Origin of the sequence: Burkholderia sp. GbtcB21 (assembly GCF_019091065.1) — a bacterium.
In the GTDB taxonomy this organism is placed as follows: domain Bacteria; phylum Pseudomonadota; class Gammaproteobacteria; order Burkholderiales; family Burkholderiaceae; genus Burkholderia; species Burkholderia pyrrocinia_C.
Window position 1 is genome coordinate 1 of the sequence record NZ_JAGXKA010000019.1, and the last position, 15,528, is coordinate 15,528.

The 15,528-nt window shown below is 64.7% G+C and carries 4 protein-coding genes and 1 pseudogene; 2 read left to right on the forward strand and 3 right to left on the reverse strand.

Going from position 1 to position 15,528, the window contains the following annotated elements:
• Both KVT39_RS31190 and KVT39_RS38700 read right to left on the reverse strand, forming a co-directional pair.
• The coding region (locus KVT39_RS31190; RefSeq protein ID WP_368858942.1) for a hypothetical protein at positions 1 to 10,775 on the reverse strand (10,775 nt) is incomplete at its 3' end.
• Between the two features lie 24 nt (positions 10,776 to 10,799).
• A pseudogene (locus tag KVT39_RS38700) lies at positions 10,800 to 11,801 on the reverse strand (hypothetical protein); the annotation flags it as partial.
• A gap of 454 nt (positions 11,802 to 12,255) precedes the next feature.
• Here KVT39_RS38700 and KVT39_RS31195 point away from each other — a divergent pair.
• The gene (locus tag KVT39_RS31195; protein WP_217590908.1) at positions 12,256 to 13,404 is read left to right on the forward strand and encodes a tetratricopeptide repeat protein; all 1,149 of its coding nucleotides are present in this window, start codon (positions 12,256 to 12,258) and stop codon (positions 13,402 to 13,404) included.
• Between the two features lie 205 nt (positions 13,405 to 13,609).
• On the forward strand, positions 13,610 to 15,262 hold the full coding sequence (locus tag KVT39_RS31200; protein ID WP_217590909.1) for an ABC-F family ATP-binding cassette domain-containing protein: 1,653 nt from the start codon (positions 13,610 to 13,612) through the stop codon (positions 15,260 to 15,262).
• 7 nt (positions 15,263 to 15,269) lie between these two features.
• Here KVT39_RS31200 and KVT39_RS31205 read toward each other — a convergent pair whose 3' ends face one another.
• Positions 15,270 to 15,524 carry a DUF6429 family protein gene (locus KVT39_RS31205; RefSeq protein ID WP_217590910.1) on the reverse strand — a complete coding sequence of 85 codons (255 nt, stop codon included), beginning with the start codon at positions 15,522 to 15,524 and terminating at the stop codon, positions 15,270 to 15,272.
• Positions 15,525 to 15,528: the final 4 nt, after the last annotated feature.

Genomic DNA, 15,528 nt, shown 5'->3' on the forward strand with positions numbered 1-15,528 from the left:
GGCTTCCACCCCGGCGCGTTCGGGTTCGTGCCCTGCGACACCGCCGTCTTCTGCTTCGCCCCGTCCCACCACTCGTACGTGTACGCCGTCGTCACCAACGTGCCGTCGCCCTTGTCCGGACACCGCTCCGTGCGCTCCAGCGTTCCGTCCGACATTCGCATATAGCGTGTCGTCGCCCCTTCCAGTACGTCGCGTTCGCTCGTTTGCAGCCCGTCCGCGTCGTACTGTCGCGTTACCTGCTCCGTTCGCTTCGAGCGGTCCGCCGTGTATGCCGTGTAACCCGTCACCCGGCCCAGCAGGTCGTTCTCCCGCTCGCGCACCACCACACCGTTGATCGCCTGGTTCGTCAGGTACCCGTTCGCGTCGTATTCGTAGCGCTCCGTCCGACCGTCCGACGCATACACCGCCAGCACACGCTCGCCTGCCGCGTTGTAGCCGAGCTGCACGCCGTCCCCGCCTTTCGGGCCCGCGACGATCCGGCCGTCCGACAGCACGCCCATCGTCACCGTGAAGCGGTTCAACGCGTCGTATTCGTACCAGTAGTCCTGCGTCTTCTTGTGGTAACCGACGAGGTCCGTGTAGTCCGCCGTCATCCGCCGGCGGTTGCCCACCGCGTCGTATTCGTAGCGCACCTGGTACGCGTTGTCCCGAATCGCCGTGACTCGGTTTGCCGCATCGTATTCGACGTACGATTGCGCGAACACATACGCGCCGGAGATCGAGCGGAAGAATTCCGCCGTCCGGTTGCCGTCGCCGTCGTATTCGTACAGCGATTCGGTCTGCGTGCCCCGGTCACGGATCGCTCGCACCAGCCCGTGCGAGTAATACTCGTAGCTCACGTCCTGCCCGCTCGTGCCACGTTGGCGCGTCAGCAGCCCCGCCAGGTTGTACGTGTAGTCGAATACCCGTCCACCGAGATCCGTGTGCCTCATCAGCCGGCCGAACAGATCCGTCTCGTCGATCATCGTCCGGCCGTTCGCGTCGGTCGTCGTCTTCAACCAGCCGCCGGTCGTGCCGCTGCCCACCGTGCCGATCGTCGACGCCCAGCGATAGTCGTACTGCATCGATCGGCCCGCCGCGCTCACGGTCCGGATGACCCGCCCTTCGCTGTCGTAATAGGTTCGCTCACGCCCGCCCAGTGCATCGATGTGCGCGATCCGGTTACCGGCTGCGTCGTATTCGTAGCGATCGACACCGCGCCGCCCCGCGTTCGCGCCGTTCGCCAGTGCCGGGCGATCGATCCGGATCAGACGATCGCCGGCGTCGTACGTATAGTCGGTGCGGCGGTTCTGCTCGTCGTACTGGACGCGCAGGTTGCCCTGCACGTCGTACGCGAAGCGCTTGTCGTGGCCAAGCGCATCCCACGACCGCGCGACCGCCGGCTGCGCCAATCCGTAATTCCATTGGTGCGTCGACAGGTTGCCGTTCGCGTCCTTGATGCCGACGAGGTTGCCCGTCAGGTCATAGTGGAACCGCGTTTCCGGCGCGACGCGAACTTTCGAGCCGTCCGCGAGCGTGACGCTGATCTCCGGTTCACGCTTCAGCGTCAGCCGGCCCATCGTGTTGTAGGACGAAAAGGTCCAGTTGCCGCGCCCGTCGCGCTCCGCCGACACCTCGCGGAACGCGTTGTGCGACTGCATCCGGTCGATTGTCATGTCCTTCGCGGTTTCGTCGATCACGCCGACGATATCCACGTTGGTCACCGGATTGTTGCGCGTGCCTGTCAGGAAATAGCTCTGACGTTCAGTCAGCACGTTGCCTTGTGCGTCCTTCGCGAGATAGCGGTATTCGTATTCGGCGTTGGTCGGCAGCGACGTCGCGTCGAACAGGAAACGGCCCGCGCCGTCGCGGGTGAGGATCGCTTCGGAAAACGGTTTGTCGTAATCGGCTTGGGTGTGTGGTGCCGGACGGTAGTAGAGCACCAGCGTGGTTGCATTCGCGAGTTTTGCGCCACGGTCGTCCTGTGGGCTAAATTCAAAGATGCAAGGCAAATTGCTGCCTTCGAGCGTCGCGCTTGATACCCCCTGGCTGCCGACCGTGATAGTGCCCTTGCCCATCGACAGCGCACGGCCATACGCATCATAGGCCGTGAACTTGATCGCGTGAGGCTGATGCCTGGGAAGCAATGCGCCTTCGGCGAGCGTGTCCCACACAAACTCGCTTCCGATACGTTCCACCTTGCGGTAGTGTGTCGTCCCGTTCAGTTCCCACGACACCATCAGGTGATCGGTGTCGGCGGGCTGGGCGTGGAACGTCACCGACTCGCGCGTATTGCTCAGATAGTTGATGACCGAGATGTCCGGCGCACCGCTGCCGCCGGGAATCCGGACCTGGCTGCGCAGCGTATCGAGATGCGTGCCGCCCTTATGAAGGCGCACCTCCATCTCGTAGTCGCCCGCCCCGAGCGCCGCCAGATCGAGCCTCAATGCGCCTGAAACCGGATCGCGGTCGACCCGCCTCCAGTCGTCGGCGTAGCCAGCCGAACCGGCCCGGCGGAATCGCACGTCGACGGCATCGGCGATCACGCCTTCCTTGCTCCGCAAGGCATACATGTCGAGCGTGCGCGGCGCGGTCCATATGTAATTGCCGGTAGCGTCCGTCATGAATGACGGACGCACCGTGGCCGTGTTGAGCGCGATCGGCGACGATTCGATGCGAGAGTTGTCAGCGCGCGAGATATGCGCGGTGTATCCGTCGCGGCGCAACAACGTACCGTCCGCACCGACGGCCATGAAGATCATCTCGTAATCACCGTCGGGCAACGCGCCTGCGTCAACGGTGTATGAATTCGATTGACTATTGGCGCTCTTGCCGAGCAACTGGAAGCAATCGTCCGAGCCATCCCGACGGTAGTAAAGCATGCCTCGCGCGTCCGGGGGGAGCGTGCCGCGAGCCACGCTCAACATGGACGCGGAGAATCCCATCGATGCTTCGCCGTTGAATGCTTCGCGCTTCGCAACTGTCCATTGTTTTATTGGCGGCCACCAATTATTGATTACGCCAGTGTCTGCCATCCCAAATACCAGAGCAGATTTTTCAATCGTCCCAATCAGTTTCGGCCCACCCGCACCTCCCATCGGAGTCAGGAAAATTTCCGCTGTATACGCAAATTCGACGTGTGCGAATTGTCGATCATGTTCGGTCCCCATCGATTGAACCCTGAACGGGACTGGGTAATCTCGCCCCGGCCACCTATCTTCAAGCGGAATCACAATCCGAGAAGGGCTATTTGAGATGCTTCCCGACGTCCGCTCTCTCGTCATGTTGAGCGGAAAATCCTTGGGGTATTTTTCTTTCCCAAAGAACCCCATGTATCGGCCAGTCATCGCATATTTCAACCTCACTTCGATGCTATATGCGCCGTACACGCGACTCAGATCCGGCAACGAAATCGAAACCGAATTCATTTGCGCCACATCGGTATATACCCCGCCGTCAGAACTCACGCGATACGTCCAATCGACGGTGGTCTGTGCAGCGCCGGCATTTCCCCCTATTGCCCCTACATCTCCGCCCTCCAACGGCAACGTCGGCCCCACCACGCTCCCGCTCTTCGGCAACCACCCGCTGATCGTCAACTGCGTATTCGCGAACTTCCCCCCTTCGATCGGAATATCGACCGGACTGAAACTCACGCGCGGCGCCCCGCCCGACGTCTTCGGCTGCCGCACCTGGATCACCTGGTTGCGCGCGTCATACCGCGTATACGTCTGCATCATGTCCGCGCGCTTGAGCAACCCGACGAGATCGTCGCCGGTCTCAATCGCATGGCGGCGCAGATCGGTTTCCATCGACTCGACCTTAAGCGTCGCGTTGCCGTTGCGGTCGTACAGGAACAGCCGCGACACGCCGTCGCCGAAGTTCGTGCGCACGACCCATCCGGCGTTGTTGTAGTCCGCATACTCCTGCCACTCGCCGTTCGGCCCGCCGCCGCCCGTGCGGCGCGCAACGATCTCGCCATAGGCGTTGTACTTCTGTTCGCGCGCCACACCGTCCGACCGGATCGCCCCCGTACCGGAATCGCGCACGCGCGTCGTACGCGAAATCTCGCGGTTCACCGTGTCGTATCCGATCGCGGTTTCGTCCCGCTGCTGCCGGCCGTCCGCGTCGCCGCGAAGATAGCTGACGAGCGTCGTGTTGCCCGCCGCGTCATACTCGAAATTCGTCACCACGCCAAGCGCGTTCGCCTTCGATACCAGCCGCCCGCCCGCACCATACGCGTAGGTTGAGACCTGGTCCGTATCGCCGTGCCGGGTTTCCTTGACGACGTTGTTCAAGCCGTCGTATTCGAACGACACACGAGAACGAACCTCCCGGTTCAAGTGATCGACGAACTGCGGCAGAATCTGTCCGGTTTGCCGGCCAAGCGCGTCGTACGTGAAATCGTATTGGTTGCCGTTCGCGTCAGTTCGGCGCAGCAGGTGCCCCTCGCCGTCGTACACGTACCGCGTCGTCGAATTGGCCACGCCTTCGGTCAACCTGCCATTCGCATCGACCGTCGCATGCCGCACGCCGATCCGCGTTTCGCTGATCAATCGGCCATTACCGTCCCACTGGTACTCCGTGATCCGGTCGTCGGCACTCCTCGGCCAGTTCGCCGCAAGCGACTCGGCAAGTGCCTGGTTCGGCGCAACCGGGTCGGGATAGCGTGAAGCGAAACGCGTTTCCTTGAGCACGCGCCCCTCCGCATCGCGCTCGAAGCGAACGCCATATCCGGCGCCGTCCACTTCAAGCGTCTTGTAGCCGAGCCGGTCATAGAAGCTCAGCGTCCGGTTGCCTGCGGGATCCGTCTGCTCGATCAGCCGTCCACCGCCGTCATAGCGGTATGTCGTGACGAGCTCGCTGCCTGTCGTGATGAAATACTCGCCCCGCTGCGTCTCGCCCGCGGACGAATCGAAGTAGCCCGTCGCGACGTCAAGCACGCGCGATTCGACCAGCCGGTTGTTCTCGTCGTAGCGATACCGGGTCTCGCGAACGCGGCTCGCGTCCACTGGTTGCGGTGGCTCGGCGCCATTCGCCGGGACGACGGGATCGGCGAACACGCGCGACGAGATACGATTGCCCGCCGCATCATAGGCCCAAAGCGTCAGCGTCCCGGCCGCGCTCACTTCGGCCGTCTTGCGGTTGGCCGCGTCGTAATACCACGTCGTGGTGTTGCCGTTCGCATCGGTCTGCCTGGCGACATTGCCTCGCGCATCGTATGCCGTGGTTTCCGTCGGCTCGATCCTGCGAGTCGCTCCCGACGCCAGGCGAATGACGACCGCGTCGCCGATCTTGCGGATCGGCCGGCCGAGCACGTCGTATTCGAATCGGGTAATGCGTTGTTCGGACCGCTCACCCGCCTCGATGGTCGCCGTGCGACGGCCGCCGGCATCATATAGGTGGAAGTTCTGCACCACACGGCCACCCGATGTCACGGGCAGCGTTTCGGAGATCAGCAATCCACGGTTGTCGTACCCATACGAGAAGGTCGCACCGAGTTTGTTCCGGTACTCGGTGCGGTCGCCGAACGCGTTGTACCGATAGGTTTCCGTGTACCCCTCCGCATCCGTCGATTTCACGAGCCGGTCGAGCTTGTCGTATACGAGCAGCGTGACAGCGGCCGCGCCCCGCTTCAGCAGTGCCATGACGTCAAACTCACGGAGATCGGCAGAAACTGCCTGCCAGTCGATCGAACGACTGTCGTAGCGCTCGATCCGGGTTGGTCGCCCGGACACGCTGTACCCAGTCCGAACCAACGAGCCGTCAGGGTTGACCTGTACGATGAGACGCCCGAGCCGATCGTAGATCAGCTTCGCAGCGACACCTTTCGTTACCCGCTCGACCGCATCCCCGAACGCGTCGAACACGGTACGCTCCGAGTACCCGAGAGGATCGATTTCCTCGATCAGCCGGCCGGCGGCATCATAGCGGTAATGCGTTGCATAGCGAGCCGACAGCGCGTCGCGCTGGGCCGCCGTCAGTGTGCTGGCCGCCAAGGCGCGGCCCTGTGCGTCGACGTAGCCCAACGCCTGGCGTTGCGCGAGCGCCCAGGCACTATCGCGTTCCGCCAATTCGGTGCCGCGCGGATCAAACTGGACGACACGATTGCCCAGCGCGTCGTAGCGGTATTCGACGGCGACTGCCGCAGCCGTGCCGAAAGCACGCACCTCCCTTGTCACGCGTCCTGCGGCGTCGAAGGTCGCGCGAGTCGATGTCTGACGATCGGTACCGTACGCGTCGATCGTCTCCACCGCACGACCGAGCGCATCCAGCACGTAGTGTGTCGTGATGGCGGCCGGATCGATCACGCTGGTGAGCCTGCCGGCGCCGTCGTAGCGATATTCGGTCACTGCCGTTTCGGCATAGGTGGGCCCGGTCGGCAGCAACCGCTCGATCGATCGAACCGGCATCGCGCGCGACGGCTCGGCGCGCACGCCATAGCGCACCGTTCTGCTCAAGCGCCCGCCCTCGTATTCGTGGCGCGTCATATAGCCTTCGGTATCGAGGCTGTCCATCACCCGATCGGCGGCGTCATACCGCCAACTCGTGATGCGCGTATCGACCTCGCGCGGCCAGTTGCTCACCCAGCGTGTCAGGTCCTTTTCATTTGCCTCGGCCGAGCCATTCGAAAGCGCCGTCATCTGTGACCGATGCTGAACACGCTCCAGGAGATTGCCGTTGGCGTCGTAGCGGTTCTGGGTCACGAAGCCGAGCGGATCGACAACGAAGATGCCCCGGTTGGCTGCGTCATAAACCGTCTGCGTCACACGGCTCACGAGTTGGACATGCGACGACCCGAGACGCCTCAAGCAGGCGGCGATCGCCGTTTCGGTCAGATCGTCCGACGGTTCCATCACACGACCGTGCAAGGCAGTCGACGTGACGTTGCCGTTCTCGTCGTATCGGATCTCGGTCAATGCGCCAAGCGGGTCGAACGTGTACCGCACGTGCCCGTTGACATCATAGACATGGCGCGTCGTCCGATCGCGCCCGGGAGCACCCGCGACTCGCCGCTCCAGATCGTCGATCGACAGCGCGCCGCCGTCGCCGAGGAATTCCCCGTTTGGCGTCGCATACGCGGTGCGCGCAACGACTCGCCCTTCCGCGTCGCGCCGGCTCAGCACGATCGCCCCCGTCGGCCCGACTTCACAGATCTGCCTGCCTTCCGCGTCATAGCCGTAACGCGTGACGCCGCCCGCCGCGTCGGTTACCCGGACCACATTGCCATTGCCGTCGTAGGCATACCGCGTCGTGAATGCGAGCCCGTTCGGATCGACGGTCGTGGCTGCCAGACGCCCGGCCGCATCGTATTCGTGCCGGACCTTGCGCGCGCTCGCCGTGCCCGCGCCTTCCACCATCGTCAGCACGTTGCCGGCGCCGTCGTATTCGAAGGTCGTCCTCAGATTCAGCTTGCCTTCACCCGCATCCGTCACGACAGCGACCTTGCGGCCATTGCGGTCGTATGTCGTCTCGACAACGGTTCCCGTCGGTTCCGTCGTTCGTATCACCTGGCCTTTCGCGTCGTACTCATAGCGCGTCACCAGTTTCAGCTTCTCCGGATCGAGTGTGCGCGTCAGCACGCGACCCGCTGCATCATATGTATAGACCGTCCGCACACCGCGCCCATCTACCGTCTCGCACAACTGCCCGGCGTGGTCGAAACGCTGCTGTGTCACGCCCGCGGCGGTCTCGGTACGGATCAGGCGACCGTCCAGGTCATACTTGTACTTGGTCGCATTGCCGCGCCCGTCGATCAGCGCGACGGTCTGGCCGAGCTCGTCGCAGGTCGTCGTGAACCGGATGCCGTCCGGCGTCGACACGATCAGTTGACGCTGCTCGGACGAATAGGCGTACCGCGTCGTCGCGCCAGTCCGATCGGTGCGCGTCAGCAGGTTGCCGAACGCGTCGTAGGTCATCCGGCTCCGTTGGCCGAGACCGTCGGTGACGACCACGACATTGCCGTTGCGATCGTACTCGTTGCGGCGCACGACGCCGTTCGCATCGGTCGATTCGATCTCGCGACCGAATGCGTCATGCACGGTTCGCGTGACGAGATTCAGGCCACCCGGATCAGTTACCGTGCTGACAGTGCGTCCAAGGCGATCGTAGCTGGAGGACCGGACAATCCGTTTGTCCGCAGCAATGTCCTGCAGGGTGGAAAGCGTGTCGCCGAATGCGTTGTAAGTATGCCAAGTGGCAAACGACTGCGCGTCGACTCGCCGCACGACGCGGCCCCTGCCGTCGTATCCGAAGCTCACGCGCGACACCTGATCATCGGCAAGCACCGCAAACGCCCGCCGCACCGCGTCGGTCAGCGTACCGCCCTTCAGCGTGCGGAGCGCCGCGCCATCCATGCGTTTCGCATACGCGATGGTCTGCGTCAGGTTGCCGATCGCGTCGTATCGCTGCTCGACCGCTTCCCCCGCCGCATTCACCCGATGCGTCTGCCGGCCGGCCGCATCATGGAAAAACGTGGCAGACCGGCCGTTGGCATCCGTCGTCGATACCCTTCGCCCGGCGGCGTCGTATGTGTGGCGCATGCTCGACATCTGCCAGATCGATTCGATCTGATCCGACTCCGGCTGGTCGCCCAACGCGGCCAGCGCCGCGCCGCCCTCTCCCGACAATTCGCCGATCAGCCGGCCCTGCACATCGTAGCGGTAGTGCAGCGAACGACCGCCCGTTGTCTCGCTGGTCACGCGCCCTTCGCTGTCGTACGTGTAGCGCGTGGCAAACGCCCCCTTCATCTCGCTCGCGGTTCGCTCGAGCAGCCGGCCCATCGCGTCGTAGCGATACATCGTCCGCTCCTGCCTGCCGAGCGCCGCCGTCCAGAATTTCGCATTGCCGGCTGCATCGAGCAGATAGTTCTGACTCTTCTCGCCCGGTCGTGGTGGGCGCCCGTCCGGACTCGTGCCAGGCTCCGCGAACGGCCTATGTCCGAACATCGCGTTCTGGACCAGAGCGTCGTACATGACCGACGCCGTACGGAACTCGACGCTGTGCGCCATGGCCGGCACGACGTCGGGAATCTCGATCGCAAAGCGCTTGTTCGTCGTCGATCGCACTTCGACCGATCCGACTTTCACGCCGTCGACCCAAACACTCAATTCGATGCCAACCAATGCCGAGCGATCGAGCTTCGCCTCGAAGGTCAGCGGCACGGTCCGCGGTTCATTCAGCTGGCTCGGATCGAAACGCTCGGTGCGGGTGCGCTGAGACACGTTGCCGAACTCGTCGTAATCGTAGGCTGTTACGTGTCCTTCGCCGTCGATCTCCTTGCGCAGCAGGCCGCGTGCGTCGTACATCGCGTATTCGCGAATGTCATTGCGGCTCGCTGACGGGCGAACATCCTGCACGTTCTTCGCATCGCGCGCGGTATCGAGCACGGGGGTCGCGTAACGTATCGTCGACACCCGCCGGCCCGCCGCGTCGTATTGGTACTCGGTCAGGTAGCCTTCCGCATCGATCTGCCCGATCAACGAGCCGCTACCGTCGTAGAAGTAGCGTGTCTGCCGGTCGGCCGCTGACACCTGCGGCGGCTTTCCCGACGCGGGATCGTCTTGCTTCGTGTCGACGCGGTTCGCATACTGAATCGTGCTAGCGAGCCGTCCGGCGTCGCCATATCGGTATGACGTCATTGTGCCGTCTGCATCCACGACACACGCGAGCCGCCCGGCGCCGTCGTACGTGCGCCATTCACGCCGATCCGCGACGGTTGAGACGGGACGAAAGCGCGCCAGTGTGGAAATATCAACCGGGCCGGCCACGTTCGTCAGGCCTGCCAGTTGTGCGGCCGTCAGCGCTTCCGCGTAACGAATCGTCCGGGCGAGCTGTCCTGCCGGCGAGTACGCATATTCGGTCAGCGCACCCGTGCCATCGATCTTGGCGATCTTGCGACCGACCGCATCGCGCAGATAATGCGTGCGCTGTCCGACGGCATCGGTTTCCATGCGCAGCCGGCCGGCGGCGTCATAGGTATAGCCGACCTGCGACAGCAGCACGCCCGCTGCCGACTCGGCGATCGCCACCAATTCTCCGGCGCCGTTGAAGGTCGACGTGCGGGTGAGCCCGTTGCCGAATGTGACGATGGTCTGATGGTTCGCGTCGTCGTAGCGATAAAGCGTCATCGTTCCGTCGAAGCGGCGCGCCGACAGCATCCGCCCCAACCCGTCGTACGCAAACTGCTCGACCTGCTGCTTGCCCGACGCGCCGACGAAGCGCTGCAGCAGGCGGCCGGACGGATCGTAGACGTAGCGCGTCTGCGTCACCTCGCCCGCCCCCGCGCGGGCATCGCCCGTGCCGTCCTTCAGCAGCCGGCCGTAACGCGTGACGCTCGCGACGTTGCCGCGAAAGTCGTATGCGGTGTCGGTACGGGTGCCGTTGCTCTTGTCGGCCAGGCTCGCGACCCAGCGAGCCAGATCGGCTTCGCCCAAGCCCGCCCCGGCGTAGCCGGCATCTGCGTATGTCAGCACCGAAACCTGCTGGCCGACTCCGTTGTACCGGTATTCGGTGACTCGCCGCTCCGCATCGACGACGAAACGGAGATGCCGTCGCGTGTCGTAGACATAAGTCGTGGTGGCGGTTTCGCCGCCGCCGAGGTGGGTGGTCTCCTCAAGCAGTTCGTCGTTTTCGCCGTAGCGCCACTCGATCACGCCTCCTGCGGCATCGCGCTGCCAGACCCGGTTGCCGCGCGCGTCGTAGCGATATTCGACGCCGCCGCCCGCCTCCTCCACTTTCACGACGTTGCCGGCCGCATCGTAATGAAACCGCTGCGTGCCGCCCGCGGGCGGCACGATCTCGACGAGTCGGCCTGCGTCGTCGTACGCGAGCACGGTGGCCGCGCCGAGCGGATCGGTGATCGTCGTCCGGCGTGCGTCTAGATCGTAGGCAAGGCGCGTGACGCGCGCGACACCGCCGTCAGCCCGCTGAGAGATGCGCGTCACGCGATATTCGCCGCCCAGCAATGCATAGGTGAATCCGACCTCGGCACCGTCCGATTGCGTGATCGACGCCACCCGCTCGCTATCGCCGTCGTAGCGGTAGGTCGTCGTGAACACCTTGCCGTCCGCGATGCTGTTGTCGTCCGGCGTCAGATCGACCGTCACCGTGCTCAGGCGCCCGGCCGCATCGTAGCCGTAGCGCACCGCGGTCGACGTGCGCTGCGCGCCGTTCGCGTCGATCCAGACCGTGCGCAGCTGCGTAAGCCGCCCGGCCGTGTAGTCGAGATACGTCGATTCGCCGCTGGCCGTCGTCACGCGACTCAGCAGGCCCGCGCCATCGTATGCGTAGTCGACTTTGTTGCCGTCGCGGTCCGTCGCCGAGACAAGGCGACCGCCACGCGTCACGTCGTAAATTTCGGACAGTTGCTTGCCACCGTCCCACCAAGCCCATTGCCGCGTTCCGGCGTCGTAGGCGAGCGTCGCCCGCGCACCGGCGCCGCTCGTCGCGACATAGAGCCGCCGCTGAGCGTCATAACCGTAGACGACCGTCGAGCCGTCCCAGTCGGTGCGCGTGACCGCGCTGCCCGCCTCGTTCAGCTTGCCGGACAGCGCGCCAACCGTGCGCGCGCCGCCGGGGCGCCAGCCGTCGGCCGCGAACTTTCCCTGGCTGTTGTAGGCACGATGGATCGCGCTGGCGACTCCGCGTCCGATCAGCACCAGGTCGCGATCCTGGACGATCAGGTTGCCGTTCGCCGCATTGACATAGATTCGCTCGCCCGCCTGACCAGACGACGCTTCGCCAAGCTGGCCGCGTGCGCCGAGACCCAATGCGGACGACGACTGCAAACCCAACCCGTTACCCGTGACGATCGCTACCATGTGCCCCTCGATCCCGTTCGTGATTTGAATGGCGTGCTGCCGGAAAAACAGGCACGCCTCGAACAGGTTGTCCGGGCAATTCGATATTTGTTTAATGATTTTCGCGTCCGCGAGATTCCATCGACAGCTTTATCGACTTCGTTTTCTTTATCGCAAAAATAGGACGTTTAACTAAATTTATTTCCGCATTCAACGTCGCTTTTTCTTTCCGTTCAACGACGCCCCGCCCGCCTCAGAGGCACGATTCGCCATCAGCTCGTACGAATCCGAATCAATCTAAAAAGTATGATTCTTGGATTATTCGCTTGATTTCGAGACCGGAATGCCGCGTCTACGCAACTTGGTCAATTCGCAGGTGCGCTGTTATGCTGAAGACGTCAGCCGCTACGCGTGTCGCTCGCCGTACCCAGCGGTCATCTTCATTCAATGCACCGATCGATCAGGAATCTTGACGATGCCTACCCGACCGTCACCCTCGGCCATTTCTCCCGCGCCGGACGCGCACCGCGTCGAACGCCTGCTTTCGTTCCTCGAAACGGACCCCGGCAATCTCAACCTGCTGGCCGACGCGGCCATCGCCGCATTCGACGCGCACCGCTTCACACTGTGCGACGAACTCCTCGATCGACACGCCTCCCATGCGCCGCTGCCCGCGGCGCTTGCGAACCTGCGAGGCCTTGCGGCACTGTCGCAACACCGGTTCGACGCCGCGTTGCGCGCATTCGAACCGCTGCTCGCGACACACGACGATGCATCTATCCGTTACAACGCAGCCTATGCGAATGCGATGCTCGGCCACTTCGTCGAGGCTGTCGAACTGCTCGACGACACGACGCTGAGCGACGAGTCTCGTGCCATTCCGCTGAAGCTGCGCGTGCTGCATCATCTCGGGCAACTTGACGACGCGATCGCGCTCGGGCGGCGCCATGCCGACGGTCGCGCCGCGAGCCCGGAACTGTGCGGCGCGCTCGCCACCGCACTCTTCGACGCAGCGGATCTCGACGGCGCGCGACGCTACGCCGAACGATCGGCCGACACGGTCGACGGCCTGACCGTGCGCGGTTTGCTCGCACTCGATGCCGGCTCGATCGACGACGCGCGCGACCTGTTCCAGCGCGCGCGCGCATTCAGTCCAGACGGTGCACGCGCCACGCTCGGCATCGGCCTCGTCGATCTTGCGGAGCAACGCTTCGCGGACGCCGCCGGCACGCTCGACCGTGCGGCCGACCTGCTGAAAACCCACGCCGGCGCATGGGTCGCCGCCGCGTGGGCACATCTGTTCGATGGCAATCCAGGCGCCGCGCGCATCCGCTTCGAACGCGCGGCGGAACTGGATCGCGGCTTCGCCGACGCACATGGCGGCCTTGCTGTGCTTTGCGTACACGAGGGCCGCTTCGACGAAGCGCGGCGAAACATGGCCATTGCGCGACGGCTCGACGCTTCGTGTCTGTCTGCCGCGCTGACGGAGAGCCTGCTCGCGACACATGCCGGCGACGCGCGGACGGCCGACGAAATCCGGCGCGCAGCGCTCGACCGGCCGCTCGGCCCGGATGGACGAACGCTCGCCCAGGCGCTGGCAAGGTACGGCATGCGCGACAAGTGACCTACACCGACGGTCCATCACGCGTGGCGCGCAAGCGACGGCGTTCGCGCCGCTCGCTTGCAGCCCGCGCGCCCCGCTTGCTACACTCCGCTCCTATTCCTCATACCGGACGCCAGCCAAGTGAACAACTAAGCCTTCCCAAAATGTTTTCGCCGCCGTGCCATGCACGCCGCGCGAAGGTCTTCACGCATTTTCGGAGGTGCTTATGGCTGCAGCCTCGCCCACCGGCGCGCTCGTCGCGCTTCATCACGTTTCCTTCCGCTTCGACGACGGCTTCACGCTGTTCGATTCGCTCGACCTTTCCATCGATCGCACGCCGACGGGCATCGTCGGCCGCAACGGCATCGGCAAGAGCCAGCTCGCGCAACTGATCGCGGGCCGCTGCGCGCCGAGTTCGGGGACGATCGACCGGCATGTGCCGGTCGCCTACGTCGCGCAGCAACACAACGACGACGACGCTGCGGCCTGCCCGCGGACCGTCGCGCGGATCGCCGCGCTCGATGCGCCGCTCGGCGCACTCGCGCGTCTCGCGAACGGCCGCGCGGAGCCGCACGACTTCGACCTGATCGGCGACCGCTGGGATCTCGCCGAGCGGCTGCGCGCGGCACTCGACGCGGCCGGCCTGAACGATGCGCGACCCGACACGCCCGCGCACGCGCTGAGCGGCGGCCAGCTCGCGCGCGTCGCGCTGATCGGCGCGCTGCTGTCCGGCGCCGGCCTGCTGGTGCTCGACGAACCGACCAATCATCTCGACGCGCCGGGCCGTGCATGGCTGCGCGCGGCGCTCAACGGCTGGCGCGGCGGGCTCGTGATCGTGAGCCACGACCGTGCGCTGCTCGCCGACGTGCGGCGCATCGTCGAGCTGACACCGCAAGGCGCACGCTCGTACGGCGGCAACTACGCGCTCTACCGCGCGCAGCGCGGCGCGGAACAGGACGCCGCGCAGGCGGCGCTCGATCATGCACGCACCGAGCGCGGGCGCGTGAAGCGCAGGCTCGAACAGGAACACGACACGATTCAGCGTCACGCAGCCGGCTCGCTGCGCGATGCGAAGACGGCCAACCTGTCGTCGGGGGCAAAACAGAGCCGCAAGGGTGCGGCGCGCAACATCATGGGACAGGTCCGGCGCCAACAGTACGATTTCAAGGCAACGCTCGACGAACGCGTGCAGCAGGCGGCCGCGCGCGTCGAAGCCGATGCGCCCGTGCTCGTGTCGCTGCCGGGCACCGAGGTCAGCGCGCGCCGCCAGCTGTTCACGCTCGAACGCGCGCAACTGCCGTGGCGCGCGGCCGGCGATGCGGATTCGGATTCGATCACGTGGTCGGCAAGCGGCGCCGTGCGCATCGCGCTGACGGGCCCGAACGGCTGCGGCAAATCGACGTTGCTGCGGATGCTCGCGGGGGAACTCGCGCCGCGTTCAGGCACATGCACGACGCACGTGAGCGCCGCGTATCTCGACCAGCGGCTCGCGCTGCTCGATCCCGACCGCTCGATCGTCGAGCAACTGGGGCTGCTCGATACGCCGCTCGCCGAAGGCGACCTGCGCAGCCGTCTCGCGCTGTTGCAGCTCGACACGACACGCGCGACGCAGCCGGCGCGGCAACTGAGCGGCGGCGAACGGCTGAAGGCCGCGCTCGCGTGTGCGTTGTGGCGCGGCATGCCCGCGCAACTGCTGCTGCTCGACGAGCCGACCAATCACCTCGATCTCGAATCGGTGCGCGCGATCGAAGCCGCGCTGGCCGGCTTCCCGGGCGCGATCGTGGTCGCGTCGCACGACACCGCGTTTCTCGCGGCGCTCGAACCGACGCACACGATGCAATGGCATCGCGACGGGTGGCGCTACGAACCCGTTGTCTAACTGAAGATCATCGCGAATCGTCTGTCGGCGTGCCGCCGGAATCGACGAACAGCTGCGTGAAGAGCCGCTCCGATTCCCGCAGGCCCTCGTCGGTCAGCACGACAGATTTCGTCTTGTTGACGGGGTCGCCGATCAGTCCGCGTTCATGCAACCGGTTCAGCACGTCCCAATCGAAGGTTTTCCACGCGCGATTGCGATCGTGCAAGGTCAAATGAAAGAGCGCCAGAACGGCGTCGTCAACGGCGTCGAGATCGATCTTCATCGCC